Origin of the sequence: Klebsiella sp. KPN54798, from assembly GCF_021184225.1 — a bacterium.
GTDB lineage: Bacteria > Pseudomonadota > Gammaproteobacteria > Enterobacterales > Enterobacteriaceae > Klebsiella > Klebsiella pneumoniae.
The window spans coordinates 5,049,750-5,074,566 of record NZ_CP089234.1 but is presented as its reverse complement, the minus strand read 5'-3'; the positions used below and the strand labels follow the sequence as shown (position 1 = coordinate 5,074,566).

The following is a 24,817-nucleotide window of genomic DNA, read 5'->3' as shown; positions in this document are numbered from 1 at the left end:
ACTTAGAAGGATTCATTCGCAAAAGGAGTCAATGATGTGGTATCAGCAAACCCTGACGCTTGGGCCAAAATCCCGCGGTTTTCATCTGGTCACCGACGAAATCCTTGGCCAGATCCGCGGGCTGTCCGGGGTGAAGGTTGGCCTGCTGCACCTCCTGCTCCAGCATACTTCCGCTTCCCTGACGCTCAACGAAAACTGCGATCCCACCGTCCGCTATGACATGGAGCAGTATTTTCTCAACGCCGTACCGGACAATGCGCCGTATGAACATGACTATGAAGGCCCTGACGATATGCCGTCGCACATCAAATCATCGATGCTTGGCGTGTCGCTAATGCTGCCGGTCGAGGACGGACGCGTCAGGCTGGGAACCTGGCAGGGCATCTGGCTGGGGGAGCATCGGATACACGGCGGTTCGCGGCGCATCGTTGCGACGCTCATGGGGGAATAAAAGATGACAATTTCGGAGTTATTACAGTACTGCATGGCGAAACCGGGAGCAGAGCAGAGCGTCCACAGCGACTGGAAAGCCACGCAGATTAAGGTCTCAGACGTGCTGTTTGCCATGGTGAAGGAGGTTGAGGACCAGCGGCCGGCGGTCGCGCTGAAGGCGAGTCCGGAGCTGGCTGAGCTGCTGCGTCAGCAGCATCGCGATGTCCGGCCCAGCCAGCATCTCAATAAAGCGCACTGGAGCACCGTCTATCTGGATGGCTCGCTGCCGGATTCGCAAATCTACTATCTGGTCGATGCGTCTTATCAGCAGGCGGTGAAAATGCTGCCGGAGCCGGTCCGGCAGCAGCTTACCCGCTAATTATTTCAGCATGGGCTTGAGGAAGCGCGCGGTGTGCGAGGCTTCGCACTCGGCGACGGTTTCCGGCGTACCGGAGACCAGGATTTCGCCGCCGCCGCTGCCGCCTTCCGGGCCGAGATCGACAATCCAGTCGGCAGTTTTAATCACATCGAGGTTGTGCTCAATCACCACGATGGTATTGCCCTGATCGCGCAGCTGGTGCAGCACTTCCAGCAACTGCTGGATATCGGCGAAGTGCAGACCGGTGGTCGGCTCATCGAGGATATACAGCGTCTGGCCGGTACCGCGCTTGGACAACTCGCGCGCCAGCTTCACGCGCTGCGCCTCGCCGCCGGACAGGGTCGTCGCCGACTGGCCAAGGCGGATATAGGTCAGGCCGACGTCCATCAGGGTTTGCAGCTTACGCGCCAGCGCCGGTACGGCATCAAAGAATTCACGCGCCTCTTCAATGGTCATATCCAGCACTTCGTGGATGGTCTTACCCTTGTACTTAATCTCCAGCGTTTCGCGGTTATAGCGTTTGCCTTTGCACTGGTCGCACGGCACGTAGATATCCGGCAGGAAGTGCATCTCAACCTTAATGACGCCGTCACCCTGGCAGGCTTCGCAGCGCCCACCGCGAACGTTAAAGCTAAAGCGCCCCGGCGTATAGCCGCGTGAGCGAGACTCCGGTACGCCGGCGAACAGCTCGCGCACCGGGGTAAACACCCCGGTATAGGTTGCCGGGTTGGAGCGCGGCGTCCGGCCGATCGGGCTCTGGTCGATATCGATCACTTTATCGAAATGTTCCAGCCCCTGGATATCGCGATACGGCGCTGGTTCGGCGATGGTCGCGCCGTTGAGCTGGCGCTGGGCAATCGGGAACAGGGTATCGTTGATCAGCGTGGATTTACCCGAGCCGGAGACGCCGGTGATGCAGGTAAACAGGCCCACTGGCAGGGTGAGCGTTACATCCTTCAGGTTGTTGCCGCGCGCGCCGGTCAGTTTGAGGACTTTCTCCGGGTTGGCGGGCACGCGCTGTTTCGGCACTTCAATTTTGCGTTTACCGCTCATGAACTGGCCGGTCAGGGATTCCGGGACCGCCATAATGGCCTCCAGCGGCCCTTCCGCTACTACCTGGCCGCCGTGAACGCCAGCGCCGGGACCGATATCGATCACATGGTCGGCGGCGCGAATGGCGTCTTCGTCGTGCTCAACGACGATCACCGTGTTGCCTAAATTACGCAGGTGGATCAGGGTGCCGAGCAGGCGTTCGTTATCACGCTGGTGCAGGCCGATAGAGGGTTCATCCAGCACGTACATCACGCCAACCAGCCCGGCGCCAATCTGGCTTGCCAGACGGATACGCTGGGCTTCGCCGCCGGAGAGCGTTTCCGCCGAGCGGGAGAGCGTCAGGTAGTTGAGGCCGACGTTGACGAGGAATTTCAGACGATCGCCAATCTCTTTCAGCACTTTTTCGGCGATTTTCGCCCGCTGGCCGGAGAGCTTCAGATTGTTGAAGAAATCCATCGCATGGCCGATGCTCATATCGGAAATGGTCGGCAGCGGGGTGTTTTCCACAAACACGTGGCGCGCCTCGCGACGCAGACGCGTGCCGTCGCAGCTGGCGCACGGACGGTTGCTGATGAACTTCGCCAGCTCTTCGCGCACCGCGCTGGATTCCGTCTCTTTGTAACGGCGCTCCATGTTATGCAGCACGCCTTCGAACGGATGGCGGCGCACCGAGGTATCGCCGCGGTCGTTCATGTATTTGAATTCAATACTTTCTTTACCTGAACCGTACAGCACCACTTTCTGCACGTTGGCGCTGAGGGTGCCCCATGGCGCTTCGACGTCGAATTTATAGTGCTCCGCCAGCGACTTCAGCATCTGGAAGTAGTAGAAGTTACGCCGATCCCAGCCGCGGATGGCGCCGCCCGCCAGCGACAGCTCGGGATTTTGCACCACGCGATCGGGATCGAAATATTGCTGCACGCCGAGGCCGTCGCAGGTCGGGCAGGCGCCCGCCGGGTTGTTAAAGGAGAACAGACGCGGCTCCAGCTCGCGCATGCTGTAGCCGCAGATCGGGCAGGCGAAGTTGGCGGAAAACAGCAGTTCTTCCGCTTTCTCATCATCCATATTAGCCACAATGGCGGTCCCGCCGGAGAGCTCCAGCGCGGTTTCGAACGACTCGGCCAGGCGCTGCGCCAGATCGTCGCGCACCTTGAAGCGGTCGATGACTACCTCAATGGTGTGCTTCTTCTGCAGCTCCAGCTTCGGCGGATCCGACAGATCGCAGACCTCGCCGTCGATCCGCGCGCGGATGTAGCCCTGACTGGCGAGGTTTTCCAGGGTTTTAGTGTGCTCGCCTTTGCGCTCTTTAATAATGGGCGCCAGCAGCATCAGGCGCAGGCCTTCCGGCTGGGCGAGGACATTATCGACCATCTGACTGACGGTTTGCGCCGCCAGCGGCACATCGTGATCCGGACAGCGTGGTTCGCCGACGCGGGCGTACAGCAGACGCAGATAGTCGTGAATTTCGGTAATAGTACCCACCGTCGAGCGGGGGTTGTGAGAGGTTGATTTCTGTTCGATGGAAATCGCCGGCGACAGCCCTTCGATATGGTCGACGTCCGGCTTCTCCATCAGCGACAAGAACTGTCGCGCATAGGCGGAGAGCGATTCGACGTAGCGACGCTGGCCTTCGGCATACAGGGTGTCGAAAGCGAGTGAAGATTTGCCAGACCCGGAAAGCCCGGTGACGACAATGAGTTTGTCGCGCGGGATAACGAGGTTGATGTTTTTGAGATTATGGGTGCGGGCGCCCCGAACTTCGATCTTATCCATTCACCTTTCCCGGTAGGTAGATACACGGATTGCCTGGTTTGCTTGAAGGACAAACGGCAGAAACGGCTAATTATGACACAATTTAACCTGAATGAATATACAGTATCGGAATGCAAATTCGGGTCGAGTGTGCAACAATGTCGTAGCCGGGTACTATCTCTGGAATCAGCCTCGCAGCTATTAAAATGCTACGTGGAAATGGTACACTCGCGCGTTTACACTATTAAGAAACGTATTCAGGAGACACGAACATGGCCAGCAGAGGCGTAAACAAGGTGATTCTCGTCGGTAATCTGGGGCAGGACCCGGAAGTACGCTACATGCCAAGTGGCGGCGCTGTCGCCAACTTCACGCTGGCAACTTCCGAATCCTGGCGTGACAAGCAGACCGGCGAAATGAAAGAGCAGACCGAGTGGCACCGCGTTGTGCTGTTCGGCAAACTGGCGGAAGTCGCTGGTGAGTATCTGCGTAAAGGCTCACAGGTGTACATTGAAGGCCAGCTGCGTACCCGCAAGTGGACCGATCAATCCGGTCAGGACAAATACACCACCGAAGTGGTGGTGAACGTGGGCGGCACCATGCAGATGCTGGGCGGCCGTCAGGGCGGCGGCGCACCGGCAGGCGGCGGCCAGCAGCAGGGCGGTTGGGGTCAGCCGCAGCAGCCGCAGGGCGGCAACCAGTTCAGCGGCGGCGCGCAGTCCCGTCCGCAGCAGCAGGCCCCGGCAGCGCCTTCCAACGAACCGCCGATGGACTTCGACGACGACATCCCGTTCTAAGGCTTGCCTTAGGCGCACTGTCTGCGTAGTCGAAAACAGAAAGCCCCGGTTTCGCCGGGGCTTTTACTTTATTATTCCTGCTCCGTCATTTCAGGATGAGATTTGACCCGCGGTGACGGGCGATTCAGATGACGGGCACCTGAGCGGTGGCGGCTGTCGCCACGCTGGGCTGCGGTTTGACTGGCTGCGCCACCGGCTCCTGCCGCGGTACGGCCGTCGCTTTCTGTTTGCGGGCCATGTCATCGACGATCAGCCGATAGGCGATGTAATACTTATAGATATTGCTGACGTAGGTTACCGTCTCGGCGCCAATTTTTTCTGCCGCCATATTTTCGACGTTACCGAACCAGACGTTCGGGTCAAATCCTCGCTGTTTAGTCATGGTGCGCAGGCGGGCGATACGCGCCGGACCCGCGTTATAGGAGGCAAAGGTAAACAGCGCTTTATCGAGCCGGGTCATGGGCTCATCGGCATAGTACCGATCCATCATCCAGCGCATGTATTTCACGCCGGCATGGATATTGGGATCCAGCTGTTTAATATCACCCACCTTCAGCTCTTTTCCAGTGCTGGGCATCACCTGCATAACGCCGATGGCGCCGACGTGGCTCCGTACCGACTGATTCAGCCGCGACTCCTGGTATCCCTGGGCCGCCATCAGCAGCCAGTCGACGTCATAACGATCGCCGTACTTGCGGAAGACATCTACCATCGCGAGGAATTTGCGTCGTTCCTTATTCGCTGCGGCATTTTTGACATATTTAGCATTTTTCAGGTAACGCAGCAGGAGAGTATTGCCCAGCGTGGTGCCCTGACGATTCTTTTTGACGAAGTTGTTCAGTACCGTCAGCAGCTGCGGGCTGTCTTTGCGTACCGCCCAGGCAATGTCGCCGCCGTCGCGCAGCACCACGTTGTCATGGACTTGAATTTTTGGAAACACCTGTTTCCAGAACAACGCCTTATGCTGATCGACGACGATCAGCGGAATCAGCCCGGCGTTGAGCATTTCCAGCAGATCTTCATCCTCCAGCGCTTCCGGCGCCGCCTCCAGTATCACCGGTGGGCGCGACTCACCGGCAAATCGGGCGTTCAGCGCTTGCAGGCTGTCGTAATAGCTGGAGGAGCGGCGAACAAAGACGGTTTGACCAGAGAGTTGCTCCAGGCTGTCGACCTTCGGTGAAGCCGGGCCGGAGATCAGTAATTCTTTCACGTTGCTGTAGAGCGGCTGGGCGAAATCGACCTGGGCTTCCCGCGAGGGCGTGATAGTCAGATTGGCAGCCGCAATATCGCCTTTACCTTCATTAAGCGCGATAAAGAGATTATCCCGACTGACCGGCACAAAAACGATATGCAGCTTCAGGTGGCGCTGTTTGAGCTTTTTATCCTTCGCTAGCTGTTTATTCAGATCGTTTTCCAGCGCGATAAAAATGTCGTGCGTCGCCCCGCGCTGGGTGCCTTTATCAATAAAAAAGAAGGTCTTGCTGTAGGTGGTTAATACCCGAATGGTACGACGGTCGATCATGCCAGGCAAATCGCCTCTCCATGGCCGTAGCATATCGTCAATATGAATCGACAGTGTGTTGTCTTCGGCTGCTGCCGGCGGCGCTTTTTCCGCCTCTACTGCCGGCAGCAGAGGAGCGAATAACAGTGTCGCGAGGCAGGTGAGCCAGGCGATAAACAGACGTGATAGCGAGTAGGCGTTCATGGAGGAATACTCCGCAGGGGATGTGATTATTTTAGCAGAACGGCCGCCGTTAGCTGGGAACGACAAGGGCGTAAAAAACATAACAATGCCGACAAATAGTTTTCTCCCATTTTATCGCTTACTATTAATGTGTTTTTATCTTTAATTTAACTATGGAGATAATATGGCGAAAATGTGTGTTTTTAATGATAAATAGAAAATAATGATGATGTTTTTATTTTATTTCTCCCCATCTGTTTTGTTGTAACATTTTGATTGTTAGTGTTTATTTTATTTTTCTCCGATATTGATTATTATCATCTTGATAATGAATCTCATTTTTATTACCGTAACACGGCACATTACTCTAATGACACGCTGTCTGGATTACGCTATCAAAGAATAGCGCGCAGCGCTTTTTCTCTAATGATGAAACAGGGCACTTAATTTTATTATGCCTCACGCTTTTTTTATTCCCATTAATGCCGGGAAGGCGCTGACCTGCGCCAAAATCTGGCGACGCGCTGAGGCAAGTATTTTATCCCATTGTTTTTTCAATTGGGGAAGGCGTTATGCCCGACAGCAACAGAAAACAGGGCATATTCTATGAAATACACGTCTCACTTCCCGCTGGGGATCGTCATTCCTCTGCTCGCCTGTAGCGTGCCGCTGCAGGCGGCAGAGAACATGACCGAACAATCGACGCCTGACGAGAGCGCCGCCACTGCCGAAAATCACGAGGAGACGATGGTCATAACCGCCGCCAGGCAGAACCTGCAGGCGCCGGGCGTGTCGACCATCACCGCAGAAGAGATCCGCAAACATCCCCCCGCCCGCGATGTGTCGGAGTTAATTCGTACGCAGCCCGGGGTAAACCTGACCGGCAACTCCACCAGCGGGCAGCGCGGCAACAACCGGCAAATTGATATCCGTGGCATGGGGCCCGAGAATACGCTGGTGCTGGTCGATGGTAAACCGGTGACCAGCCGTAACTCGGTGCGGTATGGCTGGCGCGGCGATCGTGACTCCCGCGGCGATACCAGTTGGGTGCCAGCGGAGATGATCGATCATATCGATGTGATCCGCGGCCCGGCGGCGGCGCGCTATGGTAATGGCGCGATGGGCGGGGTCGTCAACATCGTGACCAAACCGACCACGCGAGAATGGCACGGGTCGTGGAATACCTATATGAATGCTCCGCAGCACCGTAAAGAAGGGGCGACGAAACGTACTAACTTTAGCCTCAATGGTCCGCTGTCGGACAGTGTCAGCTTCAATCTCTGGGGTAATCTGAGTAAAACCCAGGCCGATGCACAGGATATTAACGCCGGGCATGAAGCGGAACGTACCGGTTCCTACGCCGGTTCTTATCCCGCCGGACGTGAAGGGGTGGTGAACAAAGATATTCACAGTAAGCTGCGCTGGGAGTTTGCCCCGATGCAGGCCCTGGAGTTTGAGGCCGGTTACAGCCGCCAGGGTAATCTCTATGCCGGCGACACACAAAACACCAATACCAGTACGCTGGTGAAGAGTATGTACGGGAAAGAGACCAACCGTCTCTACCGGCAAACTTACGGCGTAACATGGACCGGCGGCTGGGATAATGGCGTGACCAGCAACAGCTATGCCCAGTACGAACACACCCGTAACTCGCGAATGGATGAAGGGCTGGCGGGCGGTACGGAAGGGATCTTCTCCAGTAGCGAGTTTTCAGATATCGATCTGGCCGATGTCCTGCTACATAGTGAAGTGAATATTCCGTTTACGCTGGGGGTCGATCAGAATCTGACGCTGGGGGCAGAATGGAATCAGCAGCGGATGAAAGATGGCGTATCGACAACCCAGGCGCTCTCTTATGGCACTATCGATGGCGTATCGGCTACCGGTCGTAGCCCGTACTCCAGTGCCGAGATCTTCTCGCTGTTTACCGAAGATAATATGGCGCTAACGGACAGCACCATGCTGACACCCGCTCTGCGCTTCGATCACCACAGCATCGTCGGCAATAACTGGAGCCCCTCACTGAACCTGTCTCAGGAGCTGACGGACGACTGGACGCTGAAGCTGGGCATTGCCCGTGCTTACAAGGCGCCTAACCTCTACCAGTTGAACCCGAACTATATTCTCTACAGCAACGGTCAAGGCTGTTACGCCAGTAGTTCCGCCTGCTATCTGATGGGGAATAGCGATCTGAAAGCGGAGACCAGCGTTAATAAAGAGATTGGTCTTGAGTACAAGCATGATGGCTATCAGGCGGGGATCACCTGGTTCCGTAACGACTATCACAATAAGATTGAGTCAGGGTATGCGGCGGTGGGTACCGCCAGCAACGGCACCACCAATATCTATCAGTGGGAAAACGTACCAAAGGCGTTAGTGGAAGGCCTGGAAGGAACGCTGAATCTGCCGGTGGGGGAGGCGGTTAACTGGAGCAATAACCTGACCTGGATGCTGCAGAGCAAGAATAAGACGACCGGCGACCGGCTGTCAGTGATCCCGCAGTTTACCCTGAACTCGACTTTGAGCTGGCAGGTTCGTGAAGATCTCTCCCTGCAGAGCACCTTTACCTGGTATGGCCGACAGAAACCAAAACGCTTCAATTATAAGGGCGAGGCGGTCAGCGGCAGCGAACTAAACGAAGTCAGCCCATACAGCATTGTCGGCCTCAGTGCGACCTGGGATGTGAACAAAAATCTGAGCTTCACCAGCGGGATAGATAACCTGTTTGATATTCGCCACTACCGGGCAGGGAATGCGCAAACGACCGGCAACGCGACGACGGGAGCTTATCTGTATGGCGCGGGTGCCGAGACCTATAACGAATCGGGGCGGACCTTCTTTATGAGCGTTAATACTCATTTCTGATGATCCTGATGAGGAGTAAACCGGGTGCAATGCGACCCGGTTTTTTTATTTCAGATGAGAGCGGAGGAGGCGGTTATAAATCGTGACAAAATCTTCACGCCCTCTACATTATTAGCTCAACATATCCTTTTATACTGATTTCCGTCGCGCAAGGTCGTTGATCCCGACCGGGTTCGATAATAGCATCCTGCTATTTCCCTTCTGTAATATCCCCTGTCCCCCTTCCATTCCCAACCGCAGCGATGCGGAGGAGGGGGACCTCCTTATTTTTGCCGCGTGATCTGATAGCGATACTGAGTGGGCGTGAGCGCATGATATTTTTTGAAGGTACGATTAAACGCACTGAGATCGTCATAACCGACCATCATACAAATATCGACGATTCGGTAACCAGGCGTTGTCAGCAATAAACGGCGACACAGCGACATGCGCTGCTGGCGGATATATTCCATTGGCGAACGATCAAAATAATGACGGAAGAGCCGAAACAAATGCCAGGGGGAATAACCAGAGATATCGCTCAGATCGTCGACGGTCAGTTTCTTATCCAGATTATTATCGATCCACAAGAGCAGGTCGCTTAAGACCGATTGCTGGAGCGTTTTGCTACGCATAATTGCGGCCAATCCCATAACGCAGGGCTCCTCAGTGAGGAGCCCAGGGGTTTATTGAACAGTGAGTATGCCGTGGCGAACCTGATAATTTTTTTGATTATCAGGGCCAATATAGTCGCTGGCGGGTTTTGCCAGCTGCAGATGACCAAAGGCGGTAGTTTGCTCTGCATGATAATTTTCGCCGTCATTCACGTCGCCGCGCCCGTTATAATGGGCAATGGCCGGGAAGGGGTACACCGGGCGAGTCGCGATAACGGCCGGAGCGGCGTCAGCGTAAGGCTGACTGACTTTCTGCACGCCGTGAAACTGCGTTTGCGCATCTGGTTTTTCTGTCATCGGCGGCAGGTCGGCAGCGGCTGTTGCCCGTTTGCCGGCCATGATCTCCTGCGGCGCGATACCTTCCTCGGTCCAGCGCATCAGCGGAGTAAGGAGATCAATTTGATCGTAACCTTCGCCATTACCGCAATGGGCTACCCCAGGCAGCAGGAATAACCGCAGGAAGGTATCCGTTGCGGCAAGGCCCATCTCTGCTTCTACGCCGCGATAATAGGCGATAGAAAAGGCCGGACTGACGGAGTCATCGGCCAGACCGTGCCAGAGGATAAGCTTGCCGCCGCGCTGTTGATAGGCATGAAGATTGGTATTTGCCGCGTTATAGAGCGGCGCCAGTTGGGCGACGGCGTCAAAATTCTGCTGGTTAAGCGGGAAATCCCGCATCGATTGGATCTTCTGTTTTTCTCCTGGCAGGAGCACGGATTGCAGAGCCGGTAGTACCATCATTTCCGACATTGAGTGGCCGGTCGGCGTCTCGGGCACCGGCCAGCGTAGCTCGGAACCCAGCGGCAGACCGCCCGCGACGAACTGGGCGCCGTGGCTGTCGTAAGCGCCGCGGTAGAGCTTTTTCACCACCTCGATCTCTTCCTGCGTCAGGCAGGTAGAACGGTCCCGAGCATCGGCAGGACAGCGGGGGAGCCATGACTCAGAGAACTGACAGGCATACGGATTTTGCAGGATACCATCCTGCACGCCGGAAAGCGTCGGGCAGTGAGCCAGCACGGCCTGGTGAATCAGAGGAAGGCGATTTTTCAGCAGGATAGCGGTACCGTCCGGGCGCTGATTGGCGGCCACATTCCAGCCGTGGAAGAAGGAGTTCTGAAACTGGAAAAAGGCCGCTGGCGCGCCAGCGCTGATACCGTCAAAATCCTGCGGAAAGCGCTGCGCTTCCATCAATGCTTCGCGACCGCCGTCTGAGCAGCCCATAAAGTAGGCATACTTTGGCGGCTGGCGGTAAAGCGTCTGCATCACCGCTTTGGCCAGCACGGCGGTCAGGTGGTTGGCGCGCCAGGCAAAATCGATGCGCTTTTGCGGATCTTCGGCCCATGACGCATCCATCATACTGCCATGGTGCCCCATATCGGTTGCTGCCACCACAAACTCGCCGTTCATTGCCGGCAGGCAGCCGCTGGCATTCGACAGACTCAGGTTAATACTCCCGCACAGTCCGCCACAGCCGACCTGCAAAAAACGTTGACTCCAGCGTTGGGTCGGCAGGGCAATCTGCACGCCAATCTCAGGGGCGATAGTGGCGCTCACCTTGCACCAGCTTCCCTGCGCGGAGGTCTGCATTTCAGTGTGATTGATAGTGACCTTTGCGCCAACGGCCGCGCTGAAGTCGGTAGCGCTTAGCGCATCGCATGTCAGCGCGGGAAGAACGATCGGCAGACTGGCGACAGCCTGTGTGGGTGAAGCGAACGATAACCCGAAGAGGGCGCAGAGGATGATGGGCAAGATTGTCTTGAGTAAGCGTGTCATACGCAGTTCCCTGTGGCTGATGATGGGAGGCGGCAGGATGGCGAAACCTATGCCTCACCTTCCCTGGCGAGGCGCCACTGCTTGGCTATTGTAGATAACGATAGACTTTCCTTGATGCCTTGATAAGGCGACCCTACTGTATTCTGCTATTTTGAGGAAAATATGGAGATGTTTGCCAACGGCGTCTGGCGGTGAATTCGGGGTAGAATGTTGTGATATCAGTTGCATAATTTATTCAATTTCTCTTCATTAAATCTGCTGGGTTGCAGGTTATTTTTCTCCCTGTTCCTGGTGATCCCAGAGAGCATCATTCCTAACGAGATCCTTCCCCCTTCCATTAATAAGAAAGGGGGCTTTTTATTAATAAAACGTTCAGGCAAATCTAAATATAGTACTGGTGTTGGCCATTAGAACCATGCGCTTCAGAAAAAGTTCCATCATTAAATATATTTTTAAAGATGCTTTAACATCCATTTTTTCTCCATTTTGTCGCCATAATTGCATGTAATTCTGCGCCTCGCTCAGGTTATTTTCTGTCGCATATTTTAGAGATGCATCCTGAACAAATAAGCTCAACGCCAGCAGGACACTGCTATTGCTCATTATCTCGTAGACGACACATTCATGTTAAAAAAGACTCATATCATCAGCGGATTATTGATCGCCCCTTTAACGTTATATGCCGCAACATCATATCAAGTTGATGATATCCGTTTTGAAGGGCTACAGCGCGTGACCGTCGGGGCGGCGCTATTAAGTATGCCATTGCACGCGGGAGATGCGGTGACGCCAGAAGATGTCAGCGAGGCAGTGCGCGCGCTGTATGCGAGCGGCAATTTCGAAAATGTGCAGATCCTGCGCGATGGGAAAACGCTGGTGGTGCAGGTTAAGGAACGGCCCACTATTGCCAGCGTCAGTTTTTCCGGGAATAAGGCAGTGAAGGATGATGCGCTAAAGGAAAATCTCACCGCGTCCGGTATTTCTGCAGGTAGTGCACTGGATCGAAATTCGCTTAGCGAAATAGAAAAAGGGTTACAGGATTTCTATTACAGCGCGGGGAAATACAGTGCGCAGGTTCACGCGGTGGTGACCCCGTTACCGCGTAATCGCGTTGACTTAACGTTCGTTTTTCAGGAAGGCATCTCGGCGAAAATCGCACAAATAAACATTATCGGTAATCAGGCGTTTCGGGAAGAGACGCTCCTGGACCAGCTTCAGCTACGTGATAATGTGCCGTGGTGGAACGTGGTAGCCGATAAAAAATACCAGAAGCAGAAGCTGGAAGCCGATCTGGAAACGCTGCGCAGTTTTTATCTCGATCGCGGCTATGCGCGCTTTGCTATCGAGTCCACGCAGGTCAGTATGACCCCAGATAAAAAATCCCTGTATATCACTATCGCCCTCAATGAAGGCGAACGTTATCGGGTCGACCGAACTCAGGTGACAGGCGATCTGGCTCAGCATGGGCCGGAGATCGAGGCGCTTGCCCAGCCGCTGGCGGGGGCATGGTATAGCGGGGCGCAAGTCACCACGGTTGAAAATGAGATCAAAAAGCATTTTGGTAAGTATGGTTATGCCTGGCCGCAGGTGACGACCACACCGGAAATCGATGATGCGCATCACCGCGTGGTGCTGCATATTCAGGTCAACGCGGGCCGCCGCTACTCGGTACGCCAGATCCGCTTTTCCGGTAACGACACCTCCCGGGACGCGGTGCTGCGTCGTGAAATGCGCCAAATGGAAGGGGCGTGGCTCAACAACGAAAAAGTCGATCAAGGGAAGGTACGTCTTGATCGAACGGGTTTTTTTGAGAACGTTGAACAGCAGATCGTTCCGGTCAATGGAACGGCGGATCAGGTCGATGTGGTCTACAAGGTGAAGGAGCGCAACACCGGTTCATTCAACGTGGGCCTGGGATTTGGTACGGACAGCGGCGTGAGCTATCAGCTTGGCGTGACGCAGGATAACTGGCTGGGAACGGGTAATAGCGTTAGCTTCAACGGGACGCGCAACAGCTACCAGTCTTATCTTGAACTGGGGGCGACGAACCCGTGGTTTACCGTAGATGGCATTAGCCTGGGCGGAAAGATTTTTTATAACAGCTATGATGCTTCTGATGCGGATGCCGGGAGCTACAACCAGCAGAGCTATGGTTTAGGTAGTACGCTAGGGTTTCCCATTAGCGAAAATAACTCCCTGAACCTGGGACTGGATTATGTCCATAATCGCCTGACCAATATGGATCCGGAGCTGACGACCTGGCGCTACCTCAGCTCTCGGGGAATCGAGCCCAGCGTGGTGACGAAAGATGGCGACAGCGGCGCAAAATATAGCGCCAACGATTATTTTGTGAGTCTTGGATGGGGCTACAACGATCTCGATCGCGGCTTCTTCCCGCGTGCGGGAAACAAGAGCAGCCTGAGCGGTAAAGTGACGCTCCCCGGTTCGGATAATAGCTACTACAAACTCTCTTTTGACACCGCCCAGTATCTGCCGCTGAGCGAGAACAAGCGCTGGGTCTGGATGGAACGCCTGCGCGCAGGCTATGCCGGCGGGTTAGACGGCAAAAGTGTGCCGTTCTACGATAACTTTTACGCAGGCGGTTCGTCGTCAGTGCGCGGATTTTCTTCTAACACTATTGGGCCTAAAGCGGCCTATTACCGCTGTAACGGTAGCGAAAGCAGCTATAGCGCCTGCCCGCTGGACGCCTCGTCTGATGCGGTCGGCGGGAATGCCATGGCGGTGCTGAACAGCGAATTTATCATTCCAACCCCCTTTGTGAATGACAAATACGCCGATAGTCTGCGAACCTCGCTGTTTGTTGACGCGGGGACGGTCTGGAGTACATCCTGGCACAACACCGCGCAGACGCTGGCGGCAGGGATCCCTGACTACGGCGATCCGAGTCATATTCGTCTCTCCGCGGGGATTGCCGTGCAGTGGATGTCTCCCCTCGGTCCACTGGTCTTCTCCTGGGCAGAGCCGTTTAAAAAGTACGATGGTGATAAAGCAGAACAGTTTCAGTTTAATATCGGCAAAACCTGGTAGGGCTCCAACGGGGCCTGATAGACCGGCGTGGCTATATTCTGTGGACTGTCCTCCGACATAGCGATTGAGCAGAATATACTCAACCGCTATGTCGATATTATCGCTAAGGAATGCGATCTGGCGGGACACCCACGACATTTACCCGAGCGCGGTCTGCGGGCCTCGCGGACCTGGTGACGTACGACGAGGTAACCGCGCAATAAATAGCTGCCTGCTATGGTCCTCTCTTCTTGCCAAACCGCGGGTAATACTCAATGCTGCATCATCTAATACCAATGACTGAGGCCTCATCCAGAGGGACTAAGACGTATTGTAAATTAAGTTTATATTATCTTATTTTTTATTATATTTTCTTTTTTAAGGGTAATTTGGCTGTTTTTCATCAGGCCTAACCATAAATTTAGAGAGGGAAATGAAACGTTACTAATAATGGAGTATGTCGTTAGGAATTGTCTTAAATCACATAATTGTCAGGGTGCTTGCGATTTATAACAATGAATGCTATCACTATATATTGTAATAATTTGTAGCATCTTTATAAGGAAGGAATATGAAATGGACTATTCTTAATACCCTGATCTGCCCGCAATCTGGTATCGCCTTCTCGGCTATATCCAGTCTGCGTTTCTTGAAATTTATCATGTGGTACGAGGCCGATGTAATCCTGTTGCCCGGTGAGTCGATAAGACTCTATTCCTCGAGAGTTTTAATTAATGACCAGTATCATTCATTAAAAATCTATAATATTACGGTGTACGACGAGGCGCAGTGGGAAAAATTACGCGAGCGACCATCGTGCCCTTACCATGCCGGTGGCGAGCGGTCTGACTCCTGTTTTTACCAGTCCTTTTGCACGATTAAGCGTTGCCCGAATAATATTCCCCGCAGTGAACCCTGGCGTTAGCCAGTCCACGCCGCCGGTCAGATACCGACGGCGTGGCGTCATTTCGCCAGCAGGGCGGCCAGTCGAGGCTGGACGCTTGCGCAGCCGGCCAGCACGAGGTTGCCTCGCCGCAGGCCCGCATTGGCGAGAAACGCATTGCACGTTCCGCCCGCCTCCTCAATCAATAGCATGCCTGCCAGCGCATCCCAGCTGTTCATATGCGCTTCATAATAGGCGTGGAGCTGACCGGCGGCGACATGCGCCAGCATCAGGGCGCCCGCGCCAAAACGGCGATACTCCAGACCGGCGTCGAGCAGCGTGTCGATGGCCCGGGCGTAGTCGCTGGCCGGGGCCCGGCTGGAGCGCCCCATGCCGATCACCACCGCATCGGGCTCCGGCTCGCGTAGCGTCAGGCGCCGACCGTTGAGATACGCGCCTTCGCCGCGGGCGGCGAAGAAAAATTCATCGCGATCGGGGGCGTAAATGATGCCGAGCGACAGTTCACCCTGGCACACTCGCGCCAGTGAGATGCACCAGTAATCCATGCCGAGGATAAAGTTGGTGGTGCCATCGACAGGATCCAGCACCCAGACGGTCTGGTCGTCGCCTTCAAAACCGCTCTCCTCGCCGAGGAAACCCTCCTCGGGAAAGTGGGCCTGCAGCCAGCCTTTAATCTCTTGTTCTACCGCGAGATCCGCCTGCGACACAAAGTCCTGGCGCGCTTTTTTATCGACCTGTAATCCCGCATCGCGCAGCGCCTGGGCGTGGGCGCCTGCCTGGCGAATCAAGGCGCATAATGACTCTCGTTGTGCTTCCGTCATAGTCCTGCTCTCAGATAACAAAGGGCGACGTGCGCCGGTGAATTAAGGTTACCTCCACCCAGGTGGTGCGTGAAGGTTGCGAAGGGTCGGCGGCGCGCTCCAGAAGCCGGGCGAGCGCCTGGCGGGCGATCGCCGCCACATCCTGATGTAGCGTGGTGAGCTGATAGCTATATTGCGCGGTCGTCGGCGTGTTATCAAAACCAATCAGCTGAAAATCCGCCGGAGCCTCTCTGCCGCGCTGGCGCATTCCATCGAGAAAGCCACAGGCAAGCTGGGCGTTGGCGCAGAAGATCCCCTCCAGCGCCTCGTCGGCGAGCGCCGCAGCCTGTAACCCGCCCGCGTAACCTTCTTGCTGACAGGCGAGGATCGCCAGGTGGCGTTCGACGTCCACTCCGCGCGTTTGCAGCGCCCGGCCGAACGCTTCCCCGCGCATGCGGCCGGCCCAGGTGGAAGGATGGTGGTTGAGCCAGCCAAAGCGCTGACAGCCGCTGCGCAGCAGCTGGTCGGCGGCCAGTTCGGCGCCGGCGGCGTTGTCAGAACAAACGTAATCCACACCGGGGATCGTCGGCTGACGATTAATGCCCACGACCGGAATATGCTGCTGGACGCACTCGTTCACCAGCGCCTCCGGTGGCTGGCCGGAGGTGACGATAACGCCGGAGACGCGAAACTGAGCGAAACGGCGCAAGGTCTGCGCCAGATCCTGCTCGCTGTGGATCTCGCTCACCAGCGCCTGAAAGCCCTGGCGCTGGATCTCGTTAAGCAGCGCATCAAGCAGGGTACTGCGAAAAGGATCGCTGATGCGCGAGACGATCACGCCGATTAAGTGGCTGCGCTGACGGTTCAGCCCCTGGGCGAGGAAGTTAACCTGATACCCCAGCTCTTCGGCGGCGCGCAGTACCCGCGCCCGGGCGTCGGGAGAGATGCTGCCGTTGTTGCTCAACGCCCGGGACACCACTGCCCGGGAGACGCCCGCTCGCCGGGCAACATCCTGGGCGGTGACGCTGGGTTTGCGTGGGTTCATAGGAGGTACGTCTCGTCAGTGGGCGTGGGGCGCGGCAGCGTTAAGGTGAGTCCATCCCGGGAAACGAATAAGCCCGGCCACGGCTGACAGGCCTGCTTTAGCGCCGACAGGGAAGCATCCTCGCAGTGATAGAGCCCCATCGCCGGGAGCTGCAGCGTTCTGAACAGCATCAGGCAGGAGGGGAAATCGCCATGCGAGGCGTCATCGTCCAGGGCTGCTACCGAGGCGCACTCCTGAAACGCCAGCCCGGCGCCGGCCATCAGGGCTATCGAGTCGGCGGTCGGTCGGCCATCGCCGCTGTAAAACAGCGTCTGCCCGGCAATGGTGATGCGGATGGCGCGATTACTCAGCTCATGCTGGGTGGGGGCAGTGCGGATCTGCCAGTCCTGCCACGTCCAGGCTTCGCGGCATTCCTGCCAGTCGATGGTGAAACCAAGGTCCGCCTGCGGCCAGTTCGCCAGCGCGGCCAGCTGCATGAGCACCGGCTGCTGCGCCGGCTGGCAGTAGATAATGACTGGCTTCTGACGGGAATAACTTTTCCAGTGGTTCAGTAGCGCCGTCAGGCCGGTGCAGTGGTCCGGGTGAACGTGGGTGAAGTAGATCGCGTCGATATCGTTGACCTCGCCGCCGCGCTGCCAGAGCGCGCGGGGAACGGTGGGGCCGCAGTCGATTAACCACTGTTTGTTGTCCGCATCGATCACCCGCAGCGCGGAGGTATTTTGCGTGCAGGAAAAGGCGCTCCCGCAGCCAAGCACATCTATTTTCATTTACCCTCGCCAAAATTTTTTGCCGCTTAATTAAATTGTCATAAATACCCGACAAAGTAGGCTCACATCATGTCGAGTCAACGTTGCATTTTTTTTACAGCCAAATGAACACGTGTTCACCTTGCTAAAAAAAATGCCGCAGCAGCGCTTTCAGGTAGCGAATATGAGTTATTTACAGATCTCCGGCCTTAAAATTAGTTATGGCGATAAGGTGGTTTTACATAATATCGATCTGGCGGTAGAGCAGGGAGAGATGATTGCTCTACTGGGCCCGTCGGGATGCGGAAAAACCACGCTGCTGAACGCCCTCTGCGGCTTTATTCCGGTGCAAAGCGGCGAGGTGGCTATTGCCAGCCGAACGATCACTCATCTTGCGCCGGAGCAGCGCAATATCACCATGGTATTTCAAAGCTACGCCCTGTGGCCGCACCTGACGGTAGCGCGCAATATCGGCTATGGCCTGAAGCTGCGCAAATGGCGCGGGGCGGATATCGCGCGGCGGGTGGCGGAGCTGCTGCGAATAGTCAATCTCGAAGGGCTTGGCGAGGTGAAAGTGACCGAACTGTCGGGCGGCCAGCGGCAGCGGGTGGCGCTGGCGAGAGCCCTGGCCATAGAGCCCCAGGTGCTGGTGTTGGATGAGCCGTTATCTAATCTGGATGCCAAAGTGCGCCTGAATGTGCGCCATGAAATTAAATCTCTGCAAAAGAGACTGGGGTTCACGTCATTAATTGTCACCCACGATCAGCAGGAAGCCTTAGTGATGGCGGACCGCATTGCGGTATTAAATCAGGGGCGTATTGAACAAACCGGCACGCCGGAAGAAATATATCAACGCCCCGCGACGCCCTTCGTCGCTGATTTTATGGGGGCCGATAATAAAATAATTTCCGGTGAATTATCCGCTGCCGCAATATCCGGTTTATCTGCCGCTCAGCAGGGTGACAACGTTATTTATTTTCGCAGCGCCGATGCCGCGCTCGCTGAATTAACGCAGCCTGCGCCGCAGGAGGGACTCGCTCTGGAAGGCGTGGTGGAGCAAAGCGCGTTTCTGGGCAATCTGTATCGTCACAGCGTGCGCTGCCATGACCGCCTGCTGCTGGCGGATACCGCGCAGTGCTGGCCGACAAAAAGCCGCGTTCGGCTCCATGTGCCAACGCCGGCCCTGCATATTTTTCCTTTACCACTATCACAGTGATATCAGCGTGTTCATTCTGGGGACAATCCATGTTGACTAAGACGAAAGCAGCGATCGTAACGACCCTCTTCCTGAGCCTTGGCGCACAGGCCGACACCATTCTCAACATCGCCACCGCGGGCGATCAGAATATGGTGGATTATGTAAAAACCTGGCTGGGGCCAAAATTTGAAGCCGCTCATCCCGGCGTCAAGGTGCGGGTGATCGGTACCGGCCCCGGCGACGCCGGGTCGAATAAAATTAGCGAGAAGCTAACGGCCCAGCAGGAGAGCGGCGCGCAGCAGTGGGATATCGACGTCGCGGTAGTGCACCAGAAGGCGGGCGGTGAGCAGGTGGCAAAGGGATTGCTGCAAAAATACCGTCAGGATATTCAGACCGGCGGCATGGTGAGTTCGCCGAGCGCCACTCAGGCGCTGGGCGTTAACGTTGACGGATACGTGATGCCGATGTTCTTAAGCCAGACCGCTATCGCCTGGAACAGCGATCTGGTCACTACCCCGCCGGCGTCGTATGACGAGCTGGTGGCTTGGACGCAGAAACACCCGCAGGCTTTTGGCTATAACGGCATCAAGAACGGCATGTCCGGCGTCAGCTTTGTGGTGGGCTGGATCTACGCCTACGGGACCGACGCCCAGCGTCTCTCCGCCGGGCCCTATGATAAAAGCGTCGAAAAAGGCTGGCAGCAGGCCTACGAGAAGCTAAAGGCGTTCAATAAAAACGTAACTTTCACCCCGGGCAACGCCGGGACGCTCGATATGCTGAGCCGGGGGGAAATCGCCATGGGCCCGGTGTGGGTCGATATGTTCTATAGCTGGAAAGATCAGGGCAAGCTGCCGCCGTCGATCAAGCTTGCTTTACTGGCGCCGGGCATGCCGGGCCAGCCGATGTATTACGTCATCCCGGCGAAGGCGGCGAATCCGCAGCTGGCGCGCGACTTTATCGCGCTAGCCACCAGCCCGGAAGTGCAGGCGCAGGGGATCGTCAAGCAGTTCAACTGGTATCCGGGCATCGACGCCGGGCAGGTGAAGCCGAAGCTGGATGCGGCGACCTGGCAAAAGCTGTTTGCCGAAATCTCGCCGGAAGCGCTGGCGAAGTATGGCAAAAGCTTCCCGATCGCCCCCTACTTTGACGATATCAAAGAGGGTTACGAAAGCCAGGTGGCTAATTAAACCTTTTTCCAGCCCGGGCCGCCGTCCCGGGCGCTTGCTTGTGCTGACGCCAGGTTTATTATGTCCAGTTCATTAAAATATCTGCTGCTGGTTGCCCCGGCGGCGCTGATGATCGCGATCCTGTTTTTGTATCCGCTGGGGTTTTCGCTGGTCTCGGCGTTTACCGCGCCGGGACAGCCGTTCACCCTCGATCACTTCCGCAAGGTCTATGCGCTCTACGCCAGCGATGTGCTCTTTTCGCTGCTTATCGTGCTGATCTCAGTGGCGCTGTTAGCGCTGCTCGCCATTACCCTGTCGGCAGTGATTGCGCTGTCACCCTGCCGACCCGTTGTGCGTTTGCTGGGTTTTTTGTATCGCCTGCCGCTGTTTATTCCTTTTATCGTTGTTGCCCAGATGATGCGCACTTTTCTCGCCAAAAATGGCCTGATGAACAATGCGCTGGTGGCGGCCGACCTGGTCACGCCGCTGGAGACGCTCTCCTGGCTGGGATGGAAAGGGATAGTGATCACCTTTGTCTGGAAGCAACTGGCCTTTGCCACGCTGCTGATCTGCGGGGCGATGGCGGCGCTGGAGTCGTCGCAGATCCTTGCTGCACGTAATCTTGGCGCCTCCCGGCCGCGGATCCTGTTCGATATCATGCTGCCGCAGGTCCTGCCGACTATCGGCGTGGCGCTGGTGCTGTCGACGGTGACCATGATGTCGGTGCTGTCGGTACCGTTGATGATCGGCGTGGGGACCCCGACGATGCTAACCGTGGATATGGCATTTCGCGTCAATTCCTATGGTGATTACGCGGTGGCGAATGCGCTTGGCGTGGTGTCGCTGGCGATCTGCGGCGCGCTGTCGTGGTTTTACCTGCGCCACAGCCTGCAGCAAAAAGGCGGTGAATCATGAAAGCGCTGGCCCTCGTATCAACCCCGGCATGGTGGGTGAAAGGGCGCCGTAAAGTGCGCGCCAGTCCGGTGCTGCAGACCCTGCTGCTGCTGTTTATGCTGCTGGCGATGTTTGGTCCGCTGCTGAACCTGTTGATCTGGACCGTAGCGGAAAGCTGGTATTTTCCCCATTCGCTGCCCAGTCGGTGGGGGCTGAAGTACTGGTATCAGGTTTTCAATCCATACAGCGATGTCTCCAGCTCGCTGTTAACCAGCGTGCTGATCGCTCTGTTATCGGTGGGGGTCTGTTTGCTGATTTCCGTACCCGCCGGCTATGCGCTTTCCCGGCGGAAAATGCCATTACGGATGCTGTTCATGCTGCTATTTCTTATCCCGCAGGCCTTTCCTAACCTGACGGTATACATGAATGTTGCCCGATTGTTTTATCAGTGGGGATTGAACGGCAGTATCGCAGGGGTGGTGCTGGTGCATAGCGTCCACGGTCTGATGTACTCGGTGTGGATCTGTGTGGCCGCGTTTTCAGCCATCGACCCGCTGCTGGCGCGGGCATCGCGTAACCTGGGCGCCGGGCCGGTGTATACCTTCTGGCACATTGTGCTGCCGCAGGCGGCGCCGGGGATCGTTGCCGCCAGCATCTTTGTTTTTCTGGAGTCGCTGGATGAGTTTACCGGCACTTTCTTCGTCGGGGCGCCGGATATCACCACGCTGCCGCTGCTGCTCTATAACGCCAGCATGTCGGGTAACTATCAGGTCTCGTCGATTACCGCGCTGATTTTGCTGGCCCCATCGCTGCTCTTTATGGTGGTGATCCATAAATTTATGCGTCCGGAGATGATGGCGAAATTAGGGAAATAAGGGCTGCAGAAAACGAAAAAGCTTCCCGTCGGGAAGCTTTTTAACCTCAGGTCATCATCATTGGCCATTCTGGCGGTGTCTGACTCATGACTTCAATCATCACATCTTTGATATTGCCCCAGATTTTGGCCATATCAAGCAGGGTGATACCGAGCAAACCGGTGGCGAACCAGCAGGCGGCGGCCAGGCCGAGGCAGCTGCAGATCACCGCCAGACCGGCGTAATCGCTTTTGCGAAGCTGAATATTCAGTGAGCTGGCGAGAAACATCAGTACCGCGCTCACCAGGGGCCAGCGCAATAATACGACACTGGTAGTAATGGAAGCCATTAACCTATCCTCAAAGAAAGTCGGGAGCCATGGACGACCTGACGCGACTGACGATGGCATAGCGCTCTGGTCTCAACTGGCGTACTAGAGAGTGATGAAACGCCATTTCTGTTTCATCAACTTGTGTGAACTATATCACACTTGGCGCTTTATTCACCAGTCAAAAAATGAGCTTTTGCTGCGTTTAATAACCATGAATTTTGTGTGGATATTGGTGAGCAACCCCGGGAAACATATTTTCATTCACTGCCTAATGATTATTATTCTGCGGGTTTTATTACCTGTTCTTGTTTATTACACGGAGAAACCGAGTCAGATGCGCGTCTATTCTTAATCTTGCCGGAATATCTTCCGAATACCTGATAAATAAGTATTATTCATCACCATCAGAGGTAAAACTGACGCTCGTGAGGGCTGTCGGATGTCAGCTGATGTCTATCGCAATCGCGATTGCTAACGTGTTCGGGCTACCTTAATTAAGGCATATCGCATGGATGTAAGCGTAAATGGGTGACAGTGCGCCGCATAAGGCGCTAAGACTCATCGGAACAGGTTTGGTTATTTTATTGCCAGTGGTGCTGGCATTGTGGTTTGCCCAGCTGCGGGCTAAAGCCGAAACCATTGATCAATTACACTCATTTTCGCAGCTGGCGCTGCAAAAAACGGAAATGGTCATCCGGGAAGCGGATCAGGCTCGGGCTAAAGCCAGCCAGTATCGCGGTGAGTTGTGTTCAGCGGATCACCAGCGTTATTTACTGCATATTGTGCGCGGCCTGCTGTATGTGGAAGATCTGATCTACGCTAACGGCCAGCGCTTTATCTGTTCAACGTCCGTTCATCAGCAAACCGGCTGGCGGATGCCGGCGGCTAATTACACCAAAAAGCCGGATGTCGCGATTTACTATTACCGGGACACGCCGTTTTATCCGGGCTTTGCCATGAATTATATGCAGAAGGGGCCCTATGTTGTGGTGGTTAATCCCTTCTCGTACAGCTCGGTGATCGCCAGCGACCGCGATTTAGCCTATGGCGTTTTCGATACCAAAACCAACCTCTTTTTCTCGGTAAGTAACAATGTCGAGCCCGCGGAACTCCATGCGTTAATTCGCGAAGGCGATACCTTTTTTAATCAGAATGGCCGGGTGTATACGATCGCCCGCTCCGCTATTCGCCCCATCGCCGTCATTATGTCCACCTCGCGGGCCAGCTACTATCACAACTTTTGTGACCAGGCCAGTCTGACGCTGCCGCTGGGGATAATTTGCAGTATTTTACTGGTGCTGGTGTGGTCGCGCACCCGCCGACAGTATCACTCGCCGCGCAATATGCTGCAGCGGGCTCTGAGCTGCCGCCAGCTGCGCCTGCACTACCAGCCGATTATCGATATTAAAAATAACCGCTGCGTTGGGGCGGAAGCGCTGCTGCGCTGGCCTGGGTTTGACGGTCCGGTGATGAACCCGGCGGAGTTTATTCCGCTGGCGGAAAATGAAGGCATGATTGCCCAGGTCACGGACTACGTGGTGGATGAACTGTTTTATGAAATGGGTGAGTTTCTGGCCAGCCATCCACAGTTGTATATAGCCATCAATCTCTCTGCGTCGGATTTCCATTCGGCGCGGCTGATTTCACAGATCAGTGAGAAAGCGCACAGCTACGCGGTCTGTATCGGACAAATCAAAATCGAAGTGACCGAGCGCGGGTTTATCGACGTACCGAAGACCACGCCGGTGATCCAGGCGTTCCGCGAAGCAGGCTATGAAATTGCCATCGACGATTTCGGCACCGGCTACTCGAATCTGCATAATCTGCACGCGCTGAACGTCGATATCCTCAAAATCGATAAAACCTTCGTCGATACGCTCACCACCAACAACACCAGCCACCTGATTGCTGAACATATCATCGAGATGGCGCGCGGGTTGCGGTTAAAGACGATTGCAGAAGGCGTGGAGACGCCGGAGCAGGTAAGCTGGCTCTACAAGCGCGGCGTACAGTATTGCCAGGGCTGGCTGTTTGCGAAAGCGATGCCGGCGCGGGAGTTTATGCAGTGGTTAGCCAATGCTCCCGCGCCCGCGAACGTGCCTCAGCCGCCGCGTCACGCGGAGATCTGATGGCGATAGTCGCTGGGAGTGCGGTCAAACTCGCGGCGGAACACCCGGGAGAAGGTTTGCTGCGAGACGTAGCCCAGATCCATGGCGATATCAAAGATCGGCCGCTGGGTGGTTCGCAACGCTTCCGCCGCCAGCAGCAGGCGGCGCTGGCGAATATAGTCCCCCAGCGTCTGATGCATCACGGTACGGAACATCCGCTGCAGGTACCACTTCGAGTATCCTGACTTTCTGGCGACTATATCAATGTTAAGTGGTTGATCGATATGTTCATCAATCCATTCAATCAAAGTTTGAATAATATCCTGATGGGACATAAAGCGGCCTCTCTCAATTCT

21 protein-coding genes are annotated in these 24,817 nt (G+C 55.6%); 11 read left to right on the top strand and 10 right to left on the bottom strand.

The window, feature by feature from the left end; translation table 11 throughout:
• The first annotated feature begins 34 nt into the window (after positions 1–34).
• Together LPQ25_RS24350 and LPQ25_RS24345 are read left to right on the top strand one after the other, a co-directional pair.
• Positions 35–451, top strand: coding sequence for a secondary thiamine-phosphate synthase enzyme YjbQ (locus tag LPQ25_RS24350; protein WP_002884951.1), 417 nt, complete (start codon positions 35–37; stop codon positions 449–451).
• A 3-nt stretch (positions 452–454) separates the two neighbouring features.
• The gene (locus LPQ25_RS24345) at positions 455–811 is read left to right on the top strand and encodes an MmcQ/YjbR family DNA-binding protein (protein ID WP_002884953.1); all 357 of its coding nucleotides are present in this window, start codon (positions 455–457) and stop codon (positions 809–811) included.
• Here LPQ25_RS24345 and uvrA read toward each other — a convergent pair whose 3' ends face one another.
• A complete protein-coding gene (gene uvrA, locus LPQ25_RS24340) occupies positions 812–3,637 on the bottom strand; it encodes an excinuclease ABC subunit UvrA (RefSeq protein ID WP_004146620.1) in 2,826 nt (941 codons plus the stop codon).
• 251 nt (positions 3,638–3,888) lie between these two features.
• On the opposite strand from uvrA, the gene ssb1 reads away from it, so the two are divergent.
• Positions 3,889–4,413 carry a single-stranded DNA-binding protein SSB1 gene (ssb1, locus tag LPQ25_RS24335; RefSeq protein ID WP_004151744.1) on the top strand — a complete coding sequence of 175 codons (525 nt, stop codon included), beginning with the start codon at positions 3,889–3,891 and terminating at the stop codon, positions 4,411–4,413.
• A 124-nt stretch (positions 4,414–4,537) separates the two neighbouring features.
• On the opposite strand, the gene LPQ25_RS24330 is transcribed toward ssb1, so the two are convergent.
• Complete coding sequence (locus tag LPQ25_RS24330) at positions 4,538–6,118, bottom strand: MltF family protein (RefSeq protein WP_004178276.1); 1,581 nt, start codon at positions 6,116–6,118, stop codon at positions 4,538–4,540.
• Between the two features lie 585 nt (positions 6,119–6,703).
• On the opposite strand from LPQ25_RS24330, the gene LPQ25_RS24325 reads away from it, so the two are divergent.
• Positions 6,704–8,962, top strand: coding sequence for a TonB-dependent siderophore receptor (locus LPQ25_RS24325; RefSeq protein ID WP_012737162.1), 2,259 nt, complete (start codon positions 6,704–6,706; stop codon positions 8,960–8,962).
• 263 nt (positions 8,963–9,225) lie between these two features.
• On the opposite strand, the gene LPQ25_RS24320 is transcribed toward LPQ25_RS24325, so the two are convergent.
• The 3 genes from LPQ25_RS24320 to LPQ25_RS24310 form a co-directional block, all read right to left on the bottom strand.
• Positions 9,226–9,594, bottom strand: coding sequence for a helix-turn-helix transcriptional regulator (locus LPQ25_RS24320; protein WP_004177844.1), 369 nt, complete (start codon positions 9,592–9,594; stop codon positions 9,226–9,228).
• 33 nt (positions 9,595–9,627) lie between these two features.
• Positions 9,628–11,388 (bottom strand): tannase/feruloyl esterase family alpha/beta hydrolase, encoded by a 1,761-nt coding sequence (locus LPQ25_RS24315; protein WP_014908105.1) that lies wholly within the window; start codon positions 11,386–11,388, stop codon positions 9,628–9,630.
• A 372-nt stretch (positions 11,389–11,760) separates the two neighbouring features.
• Complete coding sequence (locus LPQ25_RS24310) at positions 11,761–11,991, bottom strand: potassium:proton antiporter (protein ID WP_004192625.1); 231 nt, start codon at positions 11,989–11,991, stop codon at positions 11,761–11,763.
• Positions 11,992–12,012: 21 nt separating this feature from the next.
• Here LPQ25_RS24310 and bamA point away from each other — a divergent pair, with 21 nt between their 5' ends.
• Both bamA and iraM read left to right on the top strand, forming a co-directional pair.
• On the top strand, positions 12,013–14,436 hold the full coding sequence (gene bamA / locus LPQ25_RS24305; protein ID WP_012737165.1) for an outer membrane protein assembly factor BamA: 2,424 nt from the start codon (positions 12,013–12,015) through the stop codon (positions 14,434–14,436).
• A gap of 550 nt (positions 14,437–14,986) precedes the next feature.
• Positions 14,987–15,340, top strand: coding sequence for an anti-adapter protein IraM (gene iraM / locus LPQ25_RS24300; protein ID WP_002885039.1), 354 nt, complete (start codon positions 14,987–14,989; stop codon positions 15,338–15,340).
• A 38-nt stretch (positions 15,341–15,378) separates the two neighbouring features.
• Here the strand turns inward: iraM and LPQ25_RS24295 are convergent, their stop codons facing one another.
• Genes LPQ25_RS24295 through LPQ25_RS24285 form a run of 3 tightly spaced genes read right to left on the bottom strand, consistent with a single transcriptional unit; the run spans position 15,379 to position 17,931 of the window.
• On the bottom strand, positions 15,379–16,140 hold the full coding sequence (locus tag LPQ25_RS24295; RefSeq protein ID WP_004177841.1) for an inositol monophosphatase family protein: 762 nt from the start codon (positions 16,138–16,140) through the stop codon (positions 15,379–15,381).
• A 10-nt stretch (positions 16,141–16,150) separates the two neighbouring features.
• Positions 16,151–17,164 carry a LacI family DNA-binding transcriptional regulator gene (locus LPQ25_RS24290; protein ID WP_002885046.1) on the bottom strand — a complete coding sequence of 338 codons (1,014 nt, stop codon included), beginning with the start codon at positions 17,162–17,164 and terminating at the stop codon, positions 16,151–16,153.
• Complete coding sequence (locus LPQ25_RS24285; protein WP_002885048.1) at positions 17,161–17,931, bottom strand: MBL fold metallo-hydrolase; 771 nt, start codon at positions 17,929–17,931, stop codon at positions 17,161–17,163. The genes LPQ25_RS24290 and LPQ25_RS24285 overlap by 4 nt, the downstream gene beginning before the upstream one ends.
• 163 nt (positions 17,932–18,094) lie before the next feature.
• On the opposite strand from LPQ25_RS24285, the gene LPQ25_RS24280 reads away from it, so the two are divergent.
• From LPQ25_RS24280 to LPQ25_RS24265, 4 genes are read left to right on the top strand one after another with little or no spacing between them, the layout of a single operon-like run.
• Entirely contained in the window at positions 18,095–19,126 is a 1,032-nt protein-coding gene (locus LPQ25_RS24280) for an ABC transporter ATP-binding protein (RefSeq protein WP_012737166.1), read from the top strand.
• Positions 19,127–19,155: 29 nt separating this feature from the next.
• On the top strand, positions 19,156–20,295 hold the full coding sequence (locus LPQ25_RS24275) for an ABC transporter substrate-binding protein (protein WP_014908103.1): 1,140 nt from the start codon (positions 19,156–19,158) through the stop codon (positions 20,293–20,295).
• Between the two features lie 60 nt (positions 20,296–20,355).
• Positions 20,356–21,189 (top strand): ABC transporter permease, encoded by an 834-nt coding sequence (locus LPQ25_RS24270; RefSeq protein ID WP_004177833.1) that lies wholly within the window; start codon positions 20,356–20,358, stop codon positions 21,187–21,189.
• Positions 21,186–22,043, top strand: coding sequence for an ABC transporter permease (locus LPQ25_RS24265; protein ID WP_004186517.1), 858 nt, complete (start codon positions 21,186–21,188; stop codon positions 22,041–22,043). Before LPQ25_RS24270 ends, LPQ25_RS24265 begins: the two co-directional genes overlap by 4 nt.
• Before the next feature lie 46 nt (positions 22,044–22,089).
• On the opposite strand, the gene LPQ25_RS24260 is transcribed toward LPQ25_RS24265, so the two are convergent.
• Complete coding sequence (locus LPQ25_RS24260; RefSeq protein WP_004177826.1) at positions 22,090–22,371, bottom strand: YjcB family protein; 282 nt, start codon at positions 22,369–22,371, stop codon at positions 22,090–22,092.
• A 506-nt stretch (positions 22,372–22,877) separates the two neighbouring features.
• Between LPQ25_RS24260 and LPQ25_RS24255 the strand changes: the two genes are divergently transcribed.
• Positions 22,878–24,482 (top strand): EAL domain-containing protein, encoded by a 1,605-nt coding sequence (locus tag LPQ25_RS24255; RefSeq protein ID WP_004177824.1) that lies wholly within the window; start codon positions 22,878–22,880, stop codon positions 24,480–24,482.
• On the opposite strand, the gene soxS is transcribed toward LPQ25_RS24255, so the two are convergent.
• Positions 24,467–24,796, bottom strand: coding sequence for a superoxide response transcriptional regulator SoxS (gene soxS, locus LPQ25_RS24250; protein ID WP_004151738.1), 330 nt, complete (start codon positions 24,794–24,796; stop codon positions 24,467–24,469). The two genes, LPQ25_RS24255 and soxS, sit on opposite strands and share 16 nt — an antisense overlap.
• Positions 24,797–24,817: the final 21 nt, after the last annotated feature.